This window comes from Bacteroides sp. CAG:189, from assembly GCF_000432295.1.
GTDB classification, from domain to species: Bacteria; Bacteroidota; Bacteroidia; order Bacteroidales; family Bacteroidaceae; genus Bacteroides; species Bacteroides salyersiae.
The window spans coordinates 1-22,477 of the sequence record NZ_HF991101.1; the positions used below are offsets into that span (position 1 = coordinate 1).

Genomic DNA, 22,477 nt, shown 5'->3' on the forward strand with positions numbered 1-22,477 from the left:
AACCGGCCGTATCATGGAAGGCCGCCGCTACTCGGACGGACTGCACCAGGCTATTGAAGCGAAAGAACGTGTGAAAGTGGAAGCTGCCACACAGACTTTTGCAACGATTACCCTGCAGAATTACTTCCGTATGTATCATAAGCTGTCCGGTATGACCGGTACTGCCGAAACGGAAGCAGGCGAACTTTGGGACATCTACAAACTGGATGTGGTAGTAATCCCCACCAACCGTCCTATCGCCCGTAAAGATATGAATGACCGCGTTTACAAAACCAAACGCGAAAAATACAAAGCCGTTATCGAAGAGATCGAGCAACTGGTTCAAGCCGGACGCCCTGTACTGGTAGGTACCACTTCCGTAGAAATTTCGGAAATGCTGAGCAAGATGCTTACCATGCGCAAGATCGAACACAACGTATTGAACGCCAAACTGCACCAGAGAGAGGCGGACATCGTAGCCAAAGCCGGTTTGAGCGGTACGGTTACCATCGCTACGAATATGGCAGGCCGTGGTACCGACATCAAGTTGAGCCCGGAAGTAAAAGCTGCCGGCGGTTTGGCCATCATCGGTACGGAACGTCACGAATCCCGCCGTGTAGACCGTCAGTTGCGTGGTCGTGCCGGACGTCAGGGTGACCCGGGTTCGTCCGTATTCTTCGTCTCACTGGAAGACGACTTGATGCGTCTCTTCTCATCCGACCGTATCGCCAGTGTGATGGATAGATTAGGATTCCAAGAGGGAGAAATGATCGAACATAAGATGATCTCAAACTCCATCGAACGTGCACAGAAAAAGGTGGAAGAGAATAACTTCGGTATCCGTAAACGTTTGCTTGAATACGATGACGTAATGAACAAACAGCGTACGGTAGTCTATACCAAACGCCGGCATGCATTGATGGGTGAACGTATCGGAATGGATATCGTAAACATGATATGGGACCGTTGTGCCGCAGCCATCGAGAACAATGCCGACTACGAAAGCTGTAAACTGGATCTGCTTCAGACTTTGGCCATGGATGCTCCTTTCACAGAAGAAGAATTCCGTAATGAAAAGAAAGAGAAATTAGCAGAAAAGACATTCGATGAAGCAATGGCTAACTTCAAACGCAAATCGGAACGTCTGGCTCAAATAGCCAACCCGGTTATCAAACAGGTATATGAGAATCAGGGACATATGTATGAAAACATTCTGATTCCTATCACAGACGGCAAACGGATGTACAACATCTCCTGCAACCTGAAAGCGGCCTATGAAAGCGAATCTAAAGAGGTGGTGAAATCTTTCGAAAAATCAATCCTGCTCCACGTTATCGATGAGTCGTGGAAAGAGAACCTGCGCGAACTGGATGAATTGAAACATTCTGTACAGAACGCCAGCTATGAACAGAAAGATCCGTTGTTGATCTACAAACTGGAGTCTGTCAACCTGTTTGACACAATGGTAAACAAGATCAATAATCAGACAGTCTCTATTCTGATGCGCGGACAGATTCCTGTACAGGAAGCCCCCGAACAGCCACAACGCGTGGAAGTACGTGAAGCCGCTCCCGAACGTCGTCAGGATATGAGTAAATATCGCGAACAGAAACAAGATCTGAACGATCCGAACCAGCAAGCCGCCGCACAGCAAGATACCCGCGAAGCAGTAAGACGCGAACCGATACGTGCTGAAAAAACAGTAGGACGTAACGATCCTTGCCCATGCGGTAGCGGTAAGAAATACAAGAACTGCCACGGGCAAGGGAAGTGATTAAAAGATAGGAGATGGAAGGTAGGAGTCAGAATCCATGCAGAGTATTAGCTTTGGTACACATGCCGAAAGGATTCTAACTACCAACTACTAACTTCTAAATTCCACCTCCTAACTACCTGCTCACCTCCTAAAAAAGTTCAAAACAATTAAATATTGTTTTGGACTTTTTTTTATCCACACAAAATCGTATTTTTGCTAAATAAAGAAAACAAGACTATGGCAAAATATTCATTCTTTCTTACATTGCTTTCTTGTCTGATATTTGGTTCATGCCAAACCATCGAACAGATATCCATCGATTACATGATGCCGGCTGAAATCAATTTTCCTCCCGAACTGCGTCGGGTAGCTATTGTGAATAATGTCAGTGCAATCCCCGACAATAAATGGATAGAAGCAGAAAAGCCGATATCGGGTAATGAAGTAGCCCGTGCCATAGCCTACACCCACGGAGATGCGGGCATAGCAACAGAATCATTGGCCAGAGCCATAGCGGACGGAAATTATTTCGATGAAGTCGTCATTTGTGACTCTGCATTACGTGCCGATGATAAAATAGCACGTGAAGAGACATTAAGCCAGGAAGAGGTAGGCGAACTGACCGACAAGTTAGATGTAGATTTTCTGATAGCTTTGGAAAACCTGCAATTGAAAGCCACAAAATATATTCACTATCTTGCCGACTGGCAATGTTATTACGGTACTATCGACTTGCTGGCACAGCCAACGGTAAAAATTTACGTTCCGAACCGGATACGCCCCATACTGACTATTACTCCGAGTGACAGTATTTTTTGGGAAGAATACGGCAACACGCCTGCCTATGTGGAAAACCATATGATCAAAGAAGAACAGATGCTGAAAGAGGCCTCCGAATTTGCCGGAACCATTCCCGTCAGGCATCTCCTGCCCTATTGGACGTCGGCAACACGCCAGCTTTATGCCAACGGCTCTGTATATATGCGAGATGCCATCATATACGTCCGTGAGAATTCATGGGACAAAGCTTTCAATCTCTGGCAACAAGCCTTTGAAACAACCAGAAGTGACAGGAAGAAGATGTATGCAGCGCACAACATCGCCGTTTATCATGAGATGAAAGATGACATCCCGGAAGCAGAAAAATGGGCATTAAAAGCACAGGAACTCGCCCGGAAAGTAGAAAAGATCGACGACGAAAAGAAAGGGAAACAAGATCTTTCGCGAATACCGAATTATGTGATGATCAGCCTTTATTTAGTAGACTTGCAGAAAAGAATGAACGGATTATCGACATTAAATATGCAAATGAGCCGATTTAATGATGATTTTTAATGAAATCATATGAAGGTTGGCATTTTTTTTATACCTTTGGACTAAATAACTAAGGAGGAAAAACCCATGAAATTGAGTCAACAATCACAATCTGTAATCGAATCGGCTATCCGAAAGGCAATCGGCAAGTTTGCTTGCGGTTGCGAACAAACGATCGTTACAGATATTCATATACAGCCTAATCAGAATTCCGGCGAGCTTTGCATCTTCGATGACGAAGATGATGAACTGGCAAACGTACTAATAGAGGAATGGTCGGCATACGAAAATGATGATTTTTATGAAAATGCCGAGCGTATACTACGTCCCATTCTCTGTAGAATGAAGGAAAGCGGAGAATTTGACAAACTCACCATCCTCAAGCCGTATTCTTTTGTCCTGGTTGATGAAGAAAGAGAGACCATTGCCGAACTGCTTCTGGTAGACGATGATACGTTACTGGTAAACGACGAACTACTGAAAGGCTTGGATCAGGAACTTGATGCATTCTTGAAAGAATTGCTTGAAAAATAATAACTGCTTCTTTTCCTCTCCTATTTTCCGATAATAGTTTTACAAATAGAAATACCTAATAAAAAAGGCATCCCAATAATTGAGATGCCTTTTCTATTAGACGAAAAATGAAAATCATGCTTTCTTTAAAGCAGCAATACTTTCTTTCAAAGATTTTATAATACTCTCCGCATCCGACTGCTTTTTGCGTTCTATCTCGATCACAGCTGCCGGAGCATTGTTTACGAATTTCTCGTTGCTTAGCTTTTTAAGCACGCCTTGCAAGAATCCTTCTTTATGCTTGAGTTCGGCTTCCATACGGGCAATCTCCGCTTCCACATCGATCATATTTCCCAATGGTACAGCAAATTCCGTAGTTCCCACCATAAAGGATGCCGCTCCTTCGGCTTTGGCATCTACAACTGTAATAGCAGATAAATTACACATCTTGGTAATCACTGCATTGAACTCGACTACCGGATGCTCTCCTACCACCTGCAACTCGAGCGCCTCTTTCTGTGCAATGTTCTTCTGCAAACGAATAGTACGGATATTACTGATTACCTCCTTCACCACTTCAAACTGCTTCACAAAATCCGTATCTACGTACGAATCCAATGTAAGCGCACTTACCATCAGACTTTCACCATCTTCACGCTCACACATCTGCTGCCATAACTCCTCGGTAATGAAAGGCATAAACGGATGAAGCAGATGAAGCAGATTATCCATGAAACAAAGGGTAGCATTATAAGTGCAACGATCGATGGCCTGTCCGTAAGCCGGTTTAATCATTTCCAGATACCAGGAAGAGAACTCATCCCAGAACAACTTATAAACAGCCATCAACGCTTCGCTTAGGCGATATTTACCGAACAAGTCGGCTACTTCCGCTGCCACTTCGTTCTGTTTCGATTCAAACCAATGTACAGCCAGACGGGAAGCTTCTGGTATTTCGGCATGGTCGTCCACCTGCCATCCCTTGATCAGACGGAAAGCGTTCCATATCTTATTGCAGAAATTACGTCCCTGCTCGCACAATGCATCGTCAAAGAGAATATCATTACCGGCAGGGGCTGCAAGCATCATTCCCATACGTACGCCATCAGCACCGTATCTATCAATCAGCTCCAACGGGTCGGGTGAATTGCCCAGTGATTTTGACATCTTACGTCCCAGTTTATCGCGAACGATACCGGTGAAATAGACATTCTTGAACGGCATCTGGCCTTCGTACTCATAACCGGCCATAATCATGCGGGCTACCCAGAAGAAAATAATATCCGGACCGGTGACAAGATCACTCGTAGGATAGTAATATTTTATCTCTTCATTGCCCGGATTATTAATTCCATCGAACAAAGAAATCGGCCACAACCAAGAAGAGAACCAGGTATCCAGACAGTCCTCGTCCTGACGGAGATCCGCCATCGTCAATGCCGCATTTCCGGTCTTCTCTTTTGCCAACTTCAATGCTTCCTCGTCCGTAGAAGCTACCACATAACCACCCTCCGGCAAGAAATAAGCCGGAATACGGTGTCCCCACCACAGCTGACGGCTGATACACCAGTCTTTGATGTTCTCCATCCAGTGACGATAGGTATTCTTATATTTGGGAGGATAGAATTTCAGTTCGTCATTCATTACAGGAGGCAATGCCATATCGGCAAAATGCTGCATCTTGAGGAACCATTGCATAGAAAGTTTCGGCTCGATCACAACATTAGTACGTTCCGAATAACCTACTTTGTTGGTATAAGCCTCCGTCTTTTCGAGCAATCCGGCAGCATCGAGATCTTTCTCTATCTGCTTGCGGACATCAAAACGATCCATACCGATATACAGGCCGGCAGCTTCACTCAGTGTTCCGTTATCATTGAAAATATCGATGCTCGGCAGATTGTACTTTTCACCCAACATATAGTCGTTCACATCGTGGGCAGGAGTTACCTTCAGACAACCGGTACCGAATTCGATATCCACATAATCATCTTCAATAACCGGAATCACACGGTTTACCAATGGCACAATCACCTTCTTACCTTTCAACCAGGCATTTTTAGGATCGTTCGGATTGATACACATAGCCGTATCACCCATAATCGTTTCCGGACGAGTGGTAGCCACCACGGCATAACGTCCTTCCGGATCACCTTCTACTTTATAACGCAAGTAATAAAGTTTTCCATGTTCTTCTTTATAGATTACCTCTTCGTCCGAAAGAGCAGTCAATGCTTTCGGATCCCAGTTCACCATGCGCACACCGCGATAGATAAGTCCTTTATTATAAAGATCGACAAATACTTTCAGCACACTTTCACTACGCTTCTCATCCATAGTGAAAGCAGTGCGATCCCAATCGCAGGAAGCTCCCAGTTTACGAAGTTGTTTCAGGATAATTCCTCCGTGTTCATCCGTCCATGCCCAGGCATGTTTCAGAAACTCATCACGGGTCAAATCCGTCTTTTTAATACCTTCCGAAGCCAATTTATTTACGACTTTCGCTTCCGTTGCAATAGAAGCATGGTCCGTTCCCGGCACCCAGCAAGCATTTTTGCCTTCCATACGGGCACGACGAACCAAAATATCCTGAATGGTATTATTAAGCATGTGTCCCATGTGTAACACACCAGTGACGTTAGGAGGCGGAATGACGACGGTGTAAGGTTCACGGCCATCGGGTTTCGAACTGAATAATTTGTGGGTCAACCAATACTGGTACCACTTTCCCTCCACGTCAGCGGGATTGTACTTACTTGCTAATTCCATGTTACGTTTCTATATATTTAATTTATTGCGAATAATGGGTGCAAAATTAATAATTTAAATTCAAATCTTACCACTCTCCGGATGTTTCTGTATGTGGAAAGAAAAATATAGAAGTAATTTTTCGTGCAGCATTTAATAAATGCATATTTTTGTTTCCTGAAAGAAAAGACGGATCATGAAGCGAAGACAAAAAATACGATATATTGTTTTAGGAATTCTTTTATTGGTTGTGTGGAGCACTCAGGCAATATCCGTCATGGGCGAATTTTATGCACGATCCGTCTATCCTGTCATCTCACTGTGTCTGTCTTCTTTTTCCCGTCTGTTTCCTTTCGCCATAGGCGATCTGTTCATATTCCTCAGCATTATCGGCGTAATTGCTTACCCGATTTACGGACGGATAAAAAAACAACCGTGGAAAAAGATAGTGCTACGTGACGGTGAATATCTATTATGGATATATGTGTGGTTTTATTTGGCATGGGGGTTGAATTATTCGCAAAAGAATTTTTACGAACGCACCCATATTCCTTATGTGGCATATACCCCCGATAAATTCAAGGCATTTGTAGAGGAATACATCCGGCATCTGAATAATTCGTATGTGCCAATTACCGGTATCGACAAAAATAGAGTCTGTAAAGAGGCTGTCAAAGGATACAAGCAGATTAGTGACACCCTGGGGATACACCGCCCTCCCTATGATTCGCCCAAAGCAAAAACGATGTTATTCACTCCTCTCATCTCGATGGTAGGGGTAAGCGGCAGCATGGGACCTTTCTTTTGTGAATTCACCCTGAACGGAGACTTGCCTCCGTCACAATATCCGGCAACGTATACACATGAACTCGCTCATCTATTGGGAATAACCAGTGAAGCCGAAGCTAACTTTTATGCTTACGAGGTTTGTACCCGCTCGCAGGTGGAGAGTATACGTTTCAGTGGGTATTTCTCCATACTGAGCCATGTTCTCGGTAATGCACGAAGACTCATGACAGCAGAAGAATATACGGAACTATTCAACCGTATCCGCCCGGAAATTATAGAATTAGCCCGTTCCAATCAAACCTATTGGATGGCAAAGTACAGTCCGCTGATCGGTAACATACAGAATTGGATATATGACCTTTACCTCAAAGGAAACAAAATAGAAAGCGGACGGAAAAACTATTCGGAAGTCATAGGACTATTGATCTCATACCATGCTTCCCGCGCAGAAGAGAAGTCATCAGGAAAGTAAATATCACAAAGAGAGCTCATGGATTATACATAAAAGTCCTATCTTTGCTACATGAAAAAGTTAGTAATTGTTGGATGCGGACGACTCGCCGATATCGTTGCGGACGCAGTTGTCAATGGTTTATTGCCCGAGTATGATTTAACGGGCGTTTATTCGCGTACGGCATCAAAAGCCGAACGTATTGTGACAAAAATGGAAAAACACGGGAAAACATGCCGTGCATGCGCCACATTGGAAGATTTGTTGGTACTGAAACCGGATTATCTGGTAGAGTCGGCTTCTCCTGCGGCCATGAAAGAGCTTGCCTTACCGGCACTAAAGAACGGTACTTCCATTATTACTCTGTCTATCGGTGCTTTAGCAGACACCGGATTCTATCAGGAAGTGATGAAAACAGCCAAAGCAAACGGTACACGTGTATATCTGGTTTCCGGAGCTACCGGAGGATTCGATGTACTGAGAACTGCTTTTTTAATGGGAAATGCCAGTGCACGCTTCTTCAATGAAAAAGGACCGAATGCATTAAAAGGAACGGCTGTATACGATGATTCCTTGCAATCGGAGCAACGCATAGTATTTTCGGGGAATGCAACGGAAGCAATAGGAATGTTTCCAACTAAAGTAAATGTAGCAGTTGCCGCTTCACTTGCTTCGGTAGGACCGGAGAAAATGCAGGTATCCATGCAATCCACACCCGGATTCGTAGGAGACACTCAAAGGGTAGAAATAAAGAACGACCAAGTGCACGCTGTGATAGATGTATATAGCGCTACATCAGATATTGCAGGGTGGTCGGTTGTGAACACCCTGATCAATATTACATCACCCATTGTATTCTGACAAATTGGCAAGCACCTTTTCGCTCAGGCGGTCAAACGCCTGACGGGTGCGCCCTGTAGACACCTGCATGCAACGCACATGAGGATGATCGAGAAAACGGGTTCCCCCCAATGCGCCTACCGTATCACAAAAACAAAGGTTATCTCCTTCCAGCCATCCGGCAAAAGCCGCTTCATCCCATGCCGGGGACAAACCTGTATTAAACAATATTTTTCTGTTGCCAAGCCGACGGAATTCGGCATCATGTAATAAAACCGTGTTTTTGTTAAGGCAGCAACACACAACTTCGCTATGGACAAGCAATTCCTCCAATGGCAGGAAACGATATCCTTTTTCTGCGGCATCCTGTTTCACGCTACGGGCATAATAGGTAATATCAGCACCCAGAAAATTCAGAGCATCCGCTATCATCCCGCCGGACTTTCCCAATCCCACGATCCCGACTTTCAATCCGGTGATTTCACGAGCCATCCCGTCCCACGGTTCCTGGCCAAACCCATGCAAACAACGCACTAATTCGCTGATCACATACTCTACCACTCCTTCATCCCCATAATCACGAATGCCGGTCACAGTTATCCCCCGCTCATTGGCATAACGGATATCTACATTGGCACTTTCGGGAGAATAGAGCGAACAGCACATACCGATATATTTAACATTCGGGCATTTCTCCAAAGCCTCCCGGGTAATTCGGGAAGTATAACTCAAAAGAACGGCATCGGCATCACCGATACGGGCAGCCACTTCCTCATCCCCCGCCGGTACATCGGGAAACAGGATCACTTCCTCTGCAAATGAATACAGTTCTTTTTCTGCTGACGGAACCAGACTCACCGGCTCTATTGCTACAAGTTTATGGAACATAATTATTTCAATTTGATTTGTGCGGTAAAGTTAATAAAAAGGAACCGGATAAGAAGAACGCCTTGTGATGAATTTCCTTATCTTTGCCCAAAGCGAAGACAAGCCGCCCCTCGGCATAAAAAATGAACGAGTTCATTTTATTCTGCTCTCGGTTTGCATTATCTTTGCAAGAGATTTCAAATTCTAATATTCTCATATCAAACTCATATTTATAAAAAGATGCATTCAAGAAAAGAACAAATGGAAGCTTTCGGACGCTTCCTGGATATACTGGATGAACTACGTGTAAAATGTCCTTGGGACCGAAAACAAACCAATGAGAGCTTACGCCCTAACACCATTGAAGAAACTTACGAACTCTGTGATGCCATCATGCGTGATGACAAAAAGGAAATATGTAAAGAATTGGGAGATGTACTGCTACATGTCGCCTTTTATGCCAAGATAGGATCGGAAACAGGAGATTTCGATATCAAAGATGTGTGCGACCGGCTTTGTGAGAAACTGATCTTCCGCCATCCTCATGTATTCGGAGAAGTAAAAGCCGATACAGCCGGACAGGTGTCTGAAAACTGGGAACAACTGAAACTAAAAGAAAAGGATGGAAACAAAACTGTGCTCAGTGGTGTACCGTCTGCTTTACCTTCACTTATAAAAGCCTATCGCATACAGGATAAAGCCCGGAATGTAGGGTTTGACTGGGAAGAAAAGGAACAAGTATGGGATAAGGTAAAAGAGGAAATTGCCGAATTCCAAGTGGAAGTAGCCAATATGGATAAGGAAAAAGCAGAAGCAGAATTCGGGGATGTAATGTTTAGTCTTATCAATGCCGCCCGCCTATATAAGATCAATCCGGATAATGCACTGGAACTTACCAACCAGAAATTCATCCGCCGTTTCAATTATCTGGAGGAACATACCATTAAAGAGGGAAAAAACCTTAAAGACATGTCATTGGAAGAAATGGATGCAATCTGGAACGAAGCAAAAAAGAAAGGATTATGATAAATAATGTGCCAATATGCCAATGAAAGAATGCTTTAAATAATGTGCCAATTGGGCAATGTGTCAATGTGCCAATTATCCTGTGGAAACATAGCGCAGCTAATTGGCATATTGGCACATTGTCATATTGGCACATTATTTCTTCGCTTTTTTCAGTAACTCCTTATGAAAACGCATTTCGGCTTTCTGCACCATATAAATCTTCTTATTTGATAGAATTTTCTTATATTTCTCATAATAGGTTCTTTCCAACTGATCCGAAGCGATACGGGCATCGTACACTCCTTCCATTATTTCAGCATATTGAGCCTCTGTTGTCTTATCGTCTTTTCCTTTGCGAATCAGCCCCCAAGCTTTATCATTCAATGCTTTCTTTTTATCCTGAAGTTCAAAGTATACAGGAAAGAATTTTGCAGCTTCTTCTTTGGTCAAACCTGCCTTCTCAATAATAAACGCTTTTTGTTTGGCACGGAATTCCTCAGGCGACAAGCGTTCTTGATTACATCCATCCACCGCCCAAATCAAAGGAGAAAAACCACAAATGATAAACAGCAGAATTATCAGTCTTTTCATTTCTATAAAATCAATTTAGTTTATTTTATTCCACACTGGCATCAGTGAGATATACATACAACGAATAATCATCCATCATCGATCCTTCGAGCACCGCGTTGATATACTCGTCGGCATCGCTGTCAACTTCTACTGCTTCAATAGATGCTGTTTCAGTAGTTTCAGGCTTATAGTTTACAGAAGCCACACGAATAATAAGTGCCGCTCCGACAAACATGGCTGCCATATAAAAAAGTGGTTTCAATTTATCCCACTTCGTTGGTTCTTTCACTTCAAAGGCAGGTTGTTTTTGCTCGGGAAGCTTGTCCATAACTTCTGAAGTAAGATTTTCAAAGTAACCTTCGGGTACTTTAAAAGCATTCCCCGTGCCCACTTTCCTCAATATTTCATCTTCTTCTTTCATATAATCTTCTCCTCTCTTTTTCTTAGACATTGAATGATTTAAAAGGTTTAATCGATCCCTTCCAAAAACTTTTCGATTTTCTTCACCGCGTGATGATAAGATGCTTTCAAGGCACCGACGGATGTTCCGAAGATATCCGACATCTCTTCATATTTCATTTCCTGATAATATTTCAGATTGAAAACCATACGCTGTTTCTCCGGCAAAGACAACAAAGCCTTTTGCAACATCAATTGTGCCTGGTCGCCCGAGAAATAAGGATCGCTCTCCAGCCTCTGGACAACTGCTGCTTCCGGATCGTCAATGGCTACGGTATTCATGGCACGTTGCTTATTCAGAAAAGTAATACATTCGTTTAAGGCGATACGATAGAGCCAGGTGGAAAGCTTCGCTTCCGCCCGGAAATAATCAATATTCATCCATGCCTTGACAAACGTATTCTGAAGCAAGTCGTTCGCATCATCGTGAGAAAGCACCATCCGCCGGATTTGCCAGTACAACTGTTCGCTATATTGCGACACAATCATCTCAAATCCTTTCCGCTGTGTACTCTCATCCTGAAGGAGCAACAAAACCTCTCGTTCATTATAAGGGTTCATAAGGTTATTAGTATTCAGTATGTTATGTTTTTATGGTTCAATTTATTCAATGCTTCAAGTAAAGGAGCATCGTATTTATAGATATCATCACAGTAACTGAGCTGCCCGGCGGCATCCAGATACATTGTCTGATAATCCAGATACACAGGAACAGACTCCTTCAAACTATAATGTTTGAGTTCCCGATACGCCTGGCTGCGAGTCAGTTTCTTTCCTTCATCGCTTTTCGGTGCTATATCCATTGCGATCCGTATGCGGTCTTCCAGCAGTTCATCGGGTTCTTTCAACAGAAAGAATGCAAAATCCAATGCTTTCTCCAATCTCACACAGCCATGACTCACAGCACGATTAGCTCTGGCAAATGTTCGCCGGGAAGGTGTATCGTGCAGATAGACAGCAAAAGAATTAGGAAAACGAAAAATAATACGGCCCAATGAATTACCTTCTTTATTATCCTGTTTTACAGTAAAAGGAACACCTGCCTTGTATTTAGACCATTTTATATCACGAGGGTTTACCCGAACTCCGTTTTTATCGTATACTTTCATACGATTTCGGGTAAAATAAGTCGTATCACGAAGGTAAGACGGAATGATTTCCTTGCGTATGATATTTTGGGGAACATTCCAATACGGATTTAATTCCATATAATAAATCCGGCTGGAAAGCAAGGGTGTCTTATTTCTTACTGAACCGCAACAAGTACGCATTTCAAGAATAGAATCAGTTTCTTCATTAAATGCCTGAAGCATGCAAGCCGCCACATTGACAAAGACGTATTTAGTTCCTTTCTCCAATGCATACTGCCAACGGGCACGCTCCATATTGATATGCAGCAGATCTTTGTAATAAGAAAAAGGATGATTCAAATAGCGAATGGTATAAGTACCGATTGAATGATCAGTAGCCAAGCGGTTGTTTATCCGAAAGCGGTTGACAGCTTCCAGCAAAGCAGGAGTCAACCCATTCTCTATGGAATCCGAATCCTGTTGCAGTTCTCCCGTTTGCAAAAGTCTTTGTGCTATCAACGGTACAATCCGGTGTCTCTCTCCTACTTTCAATAATGTATCACCAATAAGAGGAATCGGCTCGAACTCAAATTCACCTAAAGAATCCAAACGATCCGACTCTTTCTGTAAACTCAAATAGAACCGGGAAGACGGCTGAATCTGACGAAAAGCGGAACAGGCATCTTGTTTTAACTTATCCAATGCTCCTTGCGCAAACTCCTTATCACATTTCTTCAACGGAATGAGAGATACATCTTCATTCTTCGATTTCGTAATTGCCTGTTTACGGACATCAGAAGTCTTTTCTTCCAGATTGTTCAGGATTTCGGAAGGAGAAAGAAAACCGAATGAAAGCCCACAAGCATAATGCAAATAGGAAGCCGTCAATCGATATTCCAGACCAGCCAATAAATGGTTGACACTCCTTTCGTTCAACTGCAAAGAACGAAAACGTTCCAGATCACTGCGCATACCGGAAACAGCAAAAAGTTCGGGATTTATACCGTGGCGATAAGAATTCTCCAACCAATAAAGCAAGGTGTCCGTACGTGAACCGACTTCATCTCCGAACCAGATCAGGGTATCATTAGCAGTATAATATTCGGTAACGACCGAATCCCAAACAGCAGTATCATGGACGGCCGACAGATTCATACGGATATACCGGCGAATACTATCGGAATTTATCAAATAAGCAGGATTTACCAATTCATGAAAGGAAGACAAAGCAAGAGCCTCCAAAGTTTTCGGTTCCTTTTGCTTTTTGCAAGCAGACAATGCAACGAGCAGAATAAAAAAGCTTAATAATATCCGCTTCATCATCCGCTCTTTATTTTATTACTACTTTCCGGACCGTATCGCCTACTTTAAAAATATAATATCCTTTAGGCAAGTTCAAAGTAACTGTTTTATCGGCTGTATCAATACGTACAGACGTAATCTTTACTCCGAGAATATCATATACTTCCATCGTTGAACCCGGAGTAGCATTCTGAACACGGATCGTTGTTCCAGACACGGTAATAGTAAGAGAAACCGGCTCATGTTGAACCGTCTCCACCTTTCGTCCGTCCTGTGCCATCACAGAAGAAAAAGACAAAAGAGCCAAAACCAAGAAAAAGTATAAAAATAACCTTTTCATCTGATGCGCATATGAATCTATTTTATTCTCTACAAATATACGTTGTTCCATTCTATAAAACAAACTTTGCCCCCGAAAGTTGCTATAGATTAATACAGAGATTCTCTTTTGCCAAAATCGTAGAAGGGAAGATGGCAGCAGCCTCATCCAGCAACACCTGTTCATTTTCATAGCGGGCAGAGAAATGCCCAATGACAAGTTGTTTCACCTCTGCATCCAAGGCAATCTGAGCCGCTTGAGCAGCAGTCGTATGGAAAGTCTCTTTTGCACGGGCCGACTCTGTCTGTGCAAAGGTTGCTTCATGAAACAATAAGTCCACTCCGGAAATCTGTTGAACTATTTCTTTCCGATAAATCGTATCAGAACAATATGCATAGCGTCTGGGTGGAGCAGAAGGTCTTGTCAAGCGTGAATTTGCAATAACATCCCCTTCCGGAGTTACAAAATCTTCACCATTCTTAATACGATTCAATTCATATACAGGCACTTGATAGAAATCTATCATTTCGCGAATAATATGATTGGGACGAGGTTTTTCAGCAAATAAAAAGCCACAGCAAGGAATGCGGTGTTGTAAAGGAATAGTCGTAACCGCTACTGAACGGTCTTCGTAAATCACACTGGGTTCTTTCGTTGCAAACTCATGAAAAACAACCCGATAGCTCATGTTCTTACAGAAGAAAGCCAACAACGGAGAAAATAGTTCTTCAAGTCCCTTAGGAGAATGAATATGCAATTCGGCTGTACGCCCGAGCAGTCCGAAAGTCGAGATAAGCCCAAGCAAGCCGAAGCAATGATCACCATGCAAATGTGAGATAAAAATATGATTCAAGCGCGAAAACTTCAACCGGGACTTACGAAGCTGCATCTGTGCCCCCTCGCCACAGTCTATCATAAAAAGTTTATCACGCAGGTTTATCACTTGTGAAGTTGAAAAATGCCGTGTAGTAGGTAGCGCAGAGCCACATCCCAATATATGTAATTCAAATCTCTCCATAACGGACACAAAGATAAAGAAAAAAGGGTATCAGCATGCTGATACCCTTTCTAAAAATATATTGGAAAAGAATTATTTCTTACCTTCCAACTGTTCTTTCAAAGCTGCCAAGGCGTCAATGTCACCCAAAGTTGTAGAAGCAGCCTGATTTTGGATCATCGGAGCGTCTTCTTTCTTTGAAGATGCTTTCTTTGCATTAGAAGCTGCCTTCTTTTCAGCTCTTTCTTCTGCTTTTGCAACATCTTCGAAAATGCGGCTATGAGAAAGGATAATTCTCTTAGCATCCTTGTTGAATTCGATCACTTTGAATTCAAGTTTCTCATCCAACTGAGCCTGTGAGCCGTCTTCTTTTACAAGATGTTTCGGAGTAGCGAATCCTTCAACACCATAAGGAAGAGCAACTACGGCACCCTTATCCAACATTTCGATGATTGTTCCTTCGTGTACAGAACCTACAGTAAATACAGTTTCGAATACATCCCAAGGATTTTCTTCAAGCTGTTTGTGACCAAGGCTCAAACGACGGTTTTCTTTGTCGATCTCCAATACCTGAACTTCGATGTCTGCACCGATCTGAGTAAATTCTGAAGGGTGTTTAACTTTCTTCGTCCAAGAAAGATCAGAGATGTGAATCAATCCGTCAACACCTTCTTCGATTTCTACGAATACACCGAAGTTAGTGAAGTTACGAACTTTTGCAGTATGCTTAGAACCTACAGGATACTTCTCTTCGATTGTTTCCCATGGATCTTGTTTCAGTTGCTTGATACCCAAAGACATCTTACGTTCTTCACGGTCCAGAGTCAATACAACAGCTTCTACTTCATCGCCCACTTTCATGAAGTCTTGAGCAGAACGCAGGTGCTGTGACCATGACATTTCAGATACGTGAATCAAACCTTCAACACCCGGAGCAATTTCGATAAATGCACCGTAATCAGCCATAACGACTACTTTTCCCTTCACGTGATCACCTACCTTCAAGTCCGGATCAAGAGCATCCCATGGGTGCGGAGTAAGTTGTTTCAGACCCAAAGCGATACGTTTCTTTTCGTCATCGAAATCAAGGATAACAACGTTAAGCTTCTGATCGAGTTCAACCACTTCTTTCGGATCGCTTACACGTCCCCATGATAGGTCAGTGATATGGATCAATCCGTCTACGCCACCCAAATCGATGAATACACCGTAAGAAGTGATGTTTTTAACGGTTCCTTCAAGAACTTGTCCTTTTTCAAGCTTACCGATAATTTCTTTCTTCTGTTGTTCCAGTTCAGCTTCGATAAGAGCTTTGTGAGAAACAACCACGTTTTTGAATTCCTGGTTGATTTTAACAACTTTGAATTCCATTGTTTTTCCAACGAATACATCATAATCACGGATCGGCTTAACGTCGATCTGGGAACCCGGCAAGAATGCTTCGATACCGAATACGTCTACGATCATACCACCCTTAGTGCGGCATTTGATGTAACCTTTGATAATTTCTTCATTTTCCAAAGCAGCATTCACACGATCCCAAGAGCGAGTAGCACGTGCTTTTCTGTGAGACAGAACCAACTGTCCTTTTTTGTCTTCCTGATTTTCGATATATACTTCTACAGTATCACCTACTTTCAAATCGGGATTGTAGCGGAATTCATTCAAAGGAATGATACCGTCTGATTTGTAACCGATGTTCACAACAACTTCACGTTTGTTCATCGCGATTACAGTTCCGTCAACTACCTCACGGTCGTTAACTTTGTTAAGCGTACTGTCGTAAGCTTTTTCAAGATCTTCGTGGCTGGCGCCGGCGAATGATTCGCCATTCTCATACGCTTCCCAGTTGAAATCTTCAACAGGAGCAATGTTCTTTAAGTTTTCCATTAATAATTACTTGTTTTGAAATACTTTAATTAAATAAGACATTATATTATCTATAAATCGGGCGCAAAGATAGAACATTTTTCGGGACTAACAAAAAGTTAGAACAAAAAAAGCCGTCTCACGACGGCTAATTTTCAGACACTTAAGTTATTCTGTATGCAATTTTACAATTTATGAGGTTTATTTCTTCCGGTCGAATGCACATTAACCGGATTACCTTTATAGCCTACATCACCGCTCCCCGAAATATCGCACTTCAATGTACCGGAAACATAGCATGAAATATCTCCGGAACCATTTACCGTAGCGTCTACATCTACGGCTTTCAAATCTTTCGCATCCAGGTCACCGGAGTTCCGCAGCATCAAGACAGCCTGTTGAACTGTACCTGTCACTTTCAAATCACCGGAACCATTCAACTCGGCTCTTACATTATTTCCCTGAATACCTGCAAAATTCAGATCACCGGCACCCAGTAAGCTAATCACAACATCACCTACGACATTTCCACCTTTCACTTTCAGATCACCCGAACCTTGAAGAGTAGCAGCCGCAGACTTTGCCGTCATATTATAAATATCGATATCACCGGAACCTATCAGATTCAAAGCTGCATTCCCAGCTTTCACGCCATTCTTAATAGAAATATCTCCGGAACCTTGCAAAGTGACCGCAAGATCATTTGCACAAACAACTTCACCGGCAGTAATATCCCCGGAGCCCTGCAATGTCAAAGACAAATTATCACATTCCAGTTTACTATCTAAGACAACGTCTCCGGAACCTTGTAGATGCACATCTTTCAACACAGGACTGGAAGCCATGATTTTAAGTCTCCCCTGTTTGCCAAATTCAATACTGGTCCTATTCTTAAAAGAAATGGATAATACGCCATCTGCTACCGTACAATCCACCAAGTCGATCACATTATCCGAACCGTAAATTTTTAATGTCGACTTATTATTGGCAGACTGTGTATAAATGACTGTAGGACTTCCCAAGAGTTTGATTTTATCGAAGTTTGTGATCTTAACTTCTTTGGTTTTATACGTTCCACTGGCTTTTACACGTCTGGTCTGAGCACAAACCGTTGTTACAGAAAACAAGAATGAAAACAATACAATCATTCCGATAAATCCCTTCATTTTACTATTCATAGGTTTCAATTTTGTAGTTTCTATATTAATAGACGACCAGCAGTGGGAAAAAGTTGCATGGCATAGAAACTTTTTTGTAGCAAATCAGAGATAAGTAATAATAAAAATATAAATCGGTACAGTTTTCATTCGCAGCGTTTCTCTCCTATCTATAAAAAAACAGATAGTTGACTATGAACTTACCCCCTTCATCTCCTTCACCTTTTTTGCTCTATCGGCTTATTCATCGGAAATTAAGGGTGAAAGCGATCCCCCTCTTGCTATGCACCGTGCTTGCCGTCAATAACAAGCGTGCTCATGACTCGTAAGAACCGCCTTTATGGTGCATAAGGACCGTGCCGACCAGGGCTTCACCCTGCATCTACGATGAATAAAGGCTTTGATTGAAAAAGGTGAAAGCGGTGAAGAGGGTAAAAACATACTGAATAAAGGCAGTTTGCAGAACAATTTCAGTTCATAAGTCAAAGATTCATGCTGAAACCGGTGGTTCTTTTGCACTTTAGAAGACAACTCAAAAAAAATCTTCCACTATCCAAACATCGATCGACATTCAAATAGTGGAAGATAATTGTCAACTAAAGAGAGATTATTTTAGCATCAATTTCCGTATCACCGGATGATTCTGATCTTGCATGAAGACATAAGCAATATACACTCCGGCTTCAAGATGGTTTATACTGATATCACAAGACTCTTCTCCCGGAGCAGTAAACAGAACAGGTTTTCCATCTAAAGAGTAGAGAACCAAAGTCTCTATCCTATTTTCACTTTCCAAATGAAGCATTCCTTGATAAAGCAACATTGTTACTTCTGACAAAGAAACAGGTGATTTACAGATACCGGTTCCTGTAAATGATACAGTTACCGATTCCGAATCCGGTGTATCCCCAAAAGCACCTTCCGCGCGTACAGTATATACATTCTCTCCAGAAAGCGGAGCGATATCCGTAAAAGTAGAAGTTACGGAATTACCTATTTTCTCTCCATTGCGGTAGATGGCATAACCTGTTATCATTGAATGCTCTACCTGCGGATAAATAGCGACATCATCTACATGCCACCAGTAAGATAGCCCCGTCTGATTTGTATCGTATGCATGAAAAGCAATCTTCATGTTATCAGACATATAAGGAGATAAATCGATATCTACGCGGGTGTATTTGTTCACTACAGAGCAATCTGTTTTCAAATCCCAAATCTGCTTCCATGTGGTACCACCGTCCGAACTTACTTCTACATAATAAAAGTTCTGCGGGTTATTTTTTTGCGGAGCTGTAGATTTTGAATAGAAAGTTAGCGATTTTCCATTGGCAAAAACAGGAGAAATCAGATATTCATCCTGATGGATATCTTCCCATGCCTCCAACAAGCGCATTGAATAATTTCCGGCATAAGGCTCTTTATACTTCTCGTTCTTTTGCCAGAGCCATCCCCGGTTACCCTCATTTTTGATTGTCCATTTCGCCAGATTACCCGAGTCTTCAAAATCTTCCATCAACGCCGGAGTTCCTTCATGAGGTGCCACCCACGTCAATACAACCGTATTTCCTTCTTCTTTGGCAGTCAATGCAGAAGGTGACTGTATTAGATCGGAACGTTGCGACACATTAACAATAGCAGTTATCGATGGATCTTCTACTCCCTGCAAATGAAAATCAGATATACGTAGCTGCGCATTCTCATTAGCCGATTTAGCCTGAAGAACGATTGTCGACTGGCCGGCCTCTCCCTGAAGCGGGGTAATTGTCAACCAATCGGGGACATCGACTATTCGCCATGCTACATCAGACTCAACAATAACTTGAGCAGTGCTGTTTATTGCCCCTCCCAAAGTGACATTCGGTTTAGGTATATAAATCTGCGGTGTCAGTTCCAACAAATCAAAAGAAATGGTCTCACCACAAGAGGATATATTTGCCAACGCAAATTTCGCTTCTTTACCGTCGCTGTAGAAAGGCTTAAGTTCCGCATTGCCTCCGATCGCAGTACGCCCGCTTTCTGTACTAAAAGCAGCTTTTGAGATATCACCGTCAAGTGTCACTGTTCCACCCGGACGAAACAGATACTGCTCGTCCAAGCGGGTAGTTCCATTATAATTCAGATTTCCACCCGTTACATTCGGATTAATGCGATAAACCAATAACCCGGAAGACGGTAACCCTCTATCAAATGTCCCGTCCTTTCTTCTATATTCCACTATAAAGTATTCATCCGAACCTGTCGGTTTAATCTTATATGCTATATTTTCTTTTGTTGTACCTCCTACCGGATTTAAGGTATAAGTCCCCGGAGTAGATATTTCAGGAATCTCGTCAATCCATTTACAATAGCGGTATTTAGTATAAGCGCTCATCTGCTGAGGAGTTGTCAGATTATCGGACATTAAATCCCAAACTCCTACCGGATTCAAATTATCATTTACATGATAAAGATCATATGTACCGAGCGTATGTGACATCTCATGACAAAGAACTCCTGTATTCAAAGGAACAGGACTCAGAGAACTCCAACCATTCGCATCATTGAATACCATCAGATACCCCACGATCTTTTTGCCTTTCACATAAATAGCTTTCTCATCAGGTAATGCCAAATCGGAACGGTGAGGCCATAACATATATTTACTGCTCAGATCGGAATTGCCGCTTACAATTATACAAATATTGTCGAGTAAACCATCATTATTGGCATCAATCACTACATCATCAGGAAGATTTTCAGACAAATAAGCAGCAAGCTCTTTTATTAAAGCTTGTTCACGAGCAGCTTTTTCCGTTTCATTACTATACCCTAAATCATTAATACTATTCTTTTCCCGATAATATCCACGCTCATTTTTAGCTTTATAAGAAATGATCTGTGTACCGTCTGATTTGGGGAAGAAAGAACTTTTCCAAAAAAGCTGATTATAAGAAGCTTCTCGAAAATAGCTATACACAGAATTAGCTCCTTCAACTTCAGCGTTAAACATCGTTTCGTAATAGCTGATAGGTTTGTCGAATTGCTCCTTGTTGTCTTCGTCATTAAAACGCAAAAAACAAACCAAGTTGCTCAACTCACCTTTATTCTTTTCGGCAGCCGACAGCAGTAACGGAAAGAATAAAACAACGATCCAAAGAATAGGATATCTCTTCATTGTTTTATGTATTAAAAAATAAATAAAAAAGGGAAAACAACTACCGTCCCATCATCTCAGATTCCAATGAGTACAAGCAGGTTTTCCCTATAAAAATTATTACCGGATAACAATCTTAGTAGTACGTTCGGTAGTACCGTTCTTTGCTTTCACAATATATATACCACTTGTCAAAGGAGACAAATTCATCTTGTCTGTTATAGCCGATGCGGCCAATACGCCGGTAGTTGTATAAACCTGCACATTTGCAACCTCTCCCAAAGAAAGGGTAATACCATCAAATTCAATTTCAGAATTAATTGATGTGTCATTAATACCGGAAGGTTTAGTTGAAGTAAGCACTTTCATTCCGTGAATATACAAAGGAGCTTTTGTCAATGATTCAAACCGGGCATAAATAGGAGCATCTGATTTTAATTTGAAATAGGGTTCATTACCACTATCCAAAGTCTCCATTCCTGTCCATTCTTTTTGTCCGGCACTCATCAATGGCTTAAACATAGTTGAATACATAGCAGAAACAATTGTATAATCTTTAAAAGGTTTATCTTGTTCCGTCGTTCCTAACAGACGTACATAAGTTTTCACGCCGCTTGATATGAATATATTAAAAGATACACATGAAGGCATACGTACTACAAAGCCGCCACCATTCGTATTCATTGCAGAAGAAGAACTGGCAGTAACAATAGCACCGGTTTTAGCATCCGCACTTTCCATTTCTCCATCAGTACCTGCTCCCTTTACAGCCGGATCGGCCGTAGAGTCTTCATAATCTCCAAAATCCGCACAAATCAACTGAATAATCTTTCCATTCGGATCTATCTTTCCATCTTCATTGTTTGCCTGACCGATATACTTGTCTATCTTTTCCTGCGTATCGAACCATATCCATCCATTGGCATCCACATCAGCCGGATCAAATAGATTATACTCTTGTGCATTTGCAAACATAACCACACTTAAAGTCATTAATAAGACCGTAATTTTTCTACTCATACATTTTTTTATTAAAGTTAATAATACATTGATTGATAAAGGTTAAACTTCCTCCCATTCTGGATTTTGTTCAACGCCATGATAACGTATTTCATCCCAAGGTATGGGATAATAATATTGCATCTGACGAAACTCACGTACACGTTTAGGATACTTGTTCATATTTGAAATCGTATATATCGGATCTTTACCCTCTTCTTTTACTATTTTCATCGCTTTCAAAGGATTAGTAGCTCCACTCATTTTTTCTACGGCAACTCCCCAACGAAGCAAATCCCAATAAGTAGTCTCTTCGAAAGCCATCTCTACA

19 protein-coding genes are annotated in these 22,477 nt (G+C 42.1%); 6 read left to right on the forward strand and 13 right to left on the reverse strand.

The features are described from left to right. The 3 genes from QVP90_RS13920 to QVP90_RS13930 all read left to right on the forward strand — a co-directional run. On the forward strand, positions 1-1,753 hold a 1,753-nt coding region (locus tag QVP90_RS13920; protein WP_288204561.1), incomplete at its 5' end, for a preprotein translocase subunit SecA. 219 nt (positions 1,754-1,972) lie between these two features. Beyond that, positions 1,973-3,070 (forward strand): DUF6340 family protein, encoded by a 1,098-nt coding sequence (locus QVP90_RS13925; protein WP_021936789.1) that lies wholly within the window; start codon positions 1,973-1,975, stop codon positions 3,068-3,070. Positions 3,071-3,136: 66 nt separating this feature from the next. Next, positions 3,137-3,583 carry a hypothetical protein gene (locus QVP90_RS13930; protein WP_005924983.1) on the forward strand — a complete coding sequence of 149 codons (447 nt, stop codon included), beginning with the start codon at positions 3,137-3,139 and terminating at the stop codon, positions 3,581-3,583. Positions 3,584-3,697: 114 nt separating this feature from the next. Here the strand turns inward: QVP90_RS13930 and QVP90_RS13935 are convergent, their stop codons facing one another. After that, positions 3,698-6,331: a valine--tRNA ligase gene (locus QVP90_RS13935; protein ID WP_021936790.1), complete on the reverse strand. Its 2,634-nt coding sequence runs from the start codon at positions 6,329-6,331 to the stop codon at positions 3,698-3,700. Between the two features lie 175 nt (positions 6,332-6,506). Here QVP90_RS13935 and QVP90_RS13940 point away from each other — a divergent pair, with 175 nt between their 5' ends. Further along, a complete protein-coding gene (locus QVP90_RS13940) occupies positions 6,507-7,571 on the forward strand; it encodes a DUF3810 domain-containing protein (RefSeq protein WP_021936791.1) in 1,065 nt (354 codons plus the stop codon). A 51-nt stretch (positions 7,572-7,622) separates the two neighbouring features. After that, positions 7,623-8,411, forward strand: coding sequence for an aspartate dehydrogenase domain-containing protein (locus QVP90_RS13945; protein WP_005924992.1), 789 nt, complete (start codon positions 7,623-7,625; stop codon positions 8,409-8,411). Here the strand turns inward: QVP90_RS13945 and QVP90_RS13950 are convergent. After that, positions 8,394-9,278 (reverse strand): NAD(P)-dependent oxidoreductase, encoded by an 885-nt coding sequence (locus tag QVP90_RS13950; protein WP_005924995.1) that lies wholly within the window; start codon positions 9,276-9,278, stop codon positions 8,394-8,396. The two genes, QVP90_RS13945 and QVP90_RS13950, sit on opposite strands and share 18 nt — an antisense overlap. Before the next feature lie 219 nt (positions 9,279-9,497). Here QVP90_RS13950 and mazG point away from each other — a divergent pair, with 219 nt between their 5' ends. Beyond that, entirely contained in the window at positions 9,498-10,283 is a 786-nt protein-coding gene (gene mazG, locus QVP90_RS13955) for a nucleoside triphosphate pyrophosphohydrolase (RefSeq protein ID WP_021936793.1), read from the forward strand. A 135-nt stretch (positions 10,284-10,418) separates the two neighbouring features. Here mazG and QVP90_RS13960 read toward each other — a convergent pair whose 3' ends face one another. The 11 genes from QVP90_RS13960 to QVP90_RS14010 form a co-directional block, all read right to left on the reverse strand. Further along, entirely contained in the window at positions 10,419-10,856 is a 438-nt protein-coding gene (locus QVP90_RS13960) for a hypothetical protein (protein WP_005925005.1), read from the reverse strand. A gap of 25 nt (positions 10,857-10,881) precedes the next feature. Then, positions 10,882-11,289 (reverse strand): hypothetical protein, encoded by a 408-nt coding sequence (locus QVP90_RS13965; RefSeq protein ID WP_005925007.1) that lies wholly within the window; start codon positions 11,287-11,289, stop codon positions 10,882-10,884. A gap of 17 nt (positions 11,290-11,306) precedes the next feature. Next, a complete protein-coding gene (locus tag QVP90_RS13970; RefSeq protein ID WP_005925009.1) occupies positions 11,307-11,858 on the reverse strand; it encodes an RNA polymerase sigma factor in 552 nt (183 codons plus the stop codon). A 14-nt stretch (positions 11,859-11,872) separates the two neighbouring features. Next, on the reverse strand, positions 11,873-13,690 hold the full coding sequence (locus tag QVP90_RS13975; RefSeq protein ID WP_021936794.1) for a L,D-transpeptidase family protein: 1,818 nt from the start codon (positions 13,688-13,690) through the stop codon (positions 11,873-11,875). A gap of 7 nt (positions 13,691-13,697) precedes the next feature. Beyond that, a complete protein-coding gene (locus tag QVP90_RS13980; protein WP_005925013.1) occupies positions 13,698-14,060 on the reverse strand; it encodes a T9SS type A sorting domain-containing protein in 363 nt (120 codons plus the stop codon). Positions 14,061-14,091: 31 nt separating this feature from the next. Continuing rightward, entirely contained in the window at positions 14,092-15,006 is a 915-nt protein-coding gene (locus QVP90_RS13985) for a ribonuclease Z (RefSeq protein ID WP_044093534.1), read from the reverse strand. Positions 15,007-15,078: 72 nt separating this feature from the next. Then, a complete protein-coding gene (gene rpsA / locus QVP90_RS13990) occupies positions 15,079-16,875 on the reverse strand; it encodes a 30S ribosomal protein S1 (protein WP_005925017.1) in 1,797 nt (598 codons plus the stop codon). Between the two features lie 164 nt (positions 16,876-17,039). Then, positions 17,040-18,032 (reverse strand): GIN domain-containing protein, encoded by a 993-nt coding sequence (locus QVP90_RS13995; RefSeq protein WP_021936795.1) that lies wholly within the window; start codon positions 18,030-18,032, stop codon positions 17,040-17,042. Positions 18,033-18,618: 586 nt separating this feature from the next. Continuing rightward, positions 18,619-21,168: a M6 family metalloprotease domain-containing protein gene (locus QVP90_RS14000; RefSeq protein ID WP_021936796.1), complete on the reverse strand. Its 2,550-nt coding sequence runs from the start codon at positions 21,166-21,168 to the stop codon at positions 18,619-18,621. Positions 21,169-21,267: 99 nt separating this feature from the next. Continuing rightward, positions 21,268-22,167: a T9SS type A sorting domain-containing protein gene (locus QVP90_RS14005; RefSeq protein ID WP_005925028.1), complete on the reverse strand. Its 900-nt coding sequence runs from the start codon at positions 22,165-22,167 to the stop codon at positions 21,268-21,270. Positions 22,168-22,209: 42 nt separating this feature from the next. After that, positions 22,210-22,477 (reverse strand): RagB/SusD family nutrient uptake outer membrane protein (locus QVP90_RS14010; RefSeq protein ID WP_288204572.1); only part of this gene is annotated, 268 nt, incomplete at its 5' end.

Bases quoted from the DNA above. Each gene is read 5' to 3' on its own strand.
- QVP90_RS13925 (WP_021936789.1), top strand. From the start codon at position 1,973: ATGGCAAAATATTCATTCTTTCTTACATTGCTTTCTTGTCTGATATTT.
- QVP90_RS13930 (WP_005924983.1), top strand. From the start codon at position 3,137: ATGAAATTGAGTCAACAATCACAATCTGTAATCGAATCGGCTATCCGA.
- QVP90_RS13935 (WP_021936790.1), bottom strand. From the start codon at position 6,331: ATGGAATTAGCAAGTAAGTACAATCCCGCTGACGTGGAGGGAAAGTGG.
- QVP90_RS13940 (WP_021936791.1), top strand. From the start codon at position 6,507: ATGAAGCGAAGACAAAAAATACGATATATTGTTTTAGGAATTCTTTTA.
- QVP90_RS13945 (WP_005924992.1), top strand. From the start codon at position 7,623: ATGAAAAAGTTAGTAATTGTTGGATGCGGACGACTCGCCGATATCGTT.
- QVP90_RS13950 (WP_005924995.1), bottom strand. From the start codon at position 9,278: ATGTTCCATAAACTTGTAGCAATAGAGCCGGTGAGTCTGGTTCCGTCA.
- mazG (WP_021936793.1), top strand. From the start codon at position 9,498: ATGCATTCAAGAAAAGAACAAATGGAAGCTTTCGGACGCTTCCTGGAT.
- QVP90_RS13960 (WP_005925005.1), bottom strand. From the start codon at position 10,856: ATGAAAAGACTGATAATTCTGCTGTTTATCATTTGTGGTTTTTCTCCT.
- QVP90_RS13965 (WP_005925007.1), bottom strand. From the start codon at position 11,289: ATGTCTAAGAAAAAGAGAGGAGAAGATTATATGAAAGAAGAAGATGAA.
- QVP90_RS13970 (WP_005925009.1), bottom strand. From the start codon at position 11,858: ATGAACCCTTATAATGAACGAGAGGTTTTGTTGCTCCTTCAGGATGAG.
- QVP90_RS13975 (WP_021936794.1), bottom strand. From the start codon at position 13,690: ATGATGAAGCGGATATTATTAAGCTTTTTTATTCTGCTCGTTGCATTG.
- QVP90_RS13980 (WP_005925013.1), bottom strand. From the start codon at position 14,060: ATGGAACAACGTATATTTGTAGAGAATAAAATAGATTCATATGCGCAT.
- QVP90_RS13985 (WP_044093534.1), bottom strand. From the start codon at position 15,006: ATGGAGAGATTTGAATTACATATATTGGGATGTGGCTCTGCGCTACCT.
- rpsA (WP_005925017.1), bottom strand. From the start codon at position 16,875: ATGGAAAACTTAAAGAACATTGCTCCTGTTGAAGATTTCAACTGGGAA.
- QVP90_RS13995 (WP_021936795.1), bottom strand. From the start codon at position 18,032: ATGAATAGTAAAATGAAGGGATTTATCGGAATGATTGTATTGTTTTCA.
- QVP90_RS14000 (WP_021936796.1), bottom strand. From the start codon at position 21,168: ATGAAGAGATATCCTATTCTTTGGATCGTTGTTTTATTCTTTCCGTTA.
- QVP90_RS14005 (WP_005925028.1), bottom strand. From the start codon at position 22,167: ATGAGTAGAAAAATTACGGTCTTATTAATGACTTTAAGTGTGGTTATG.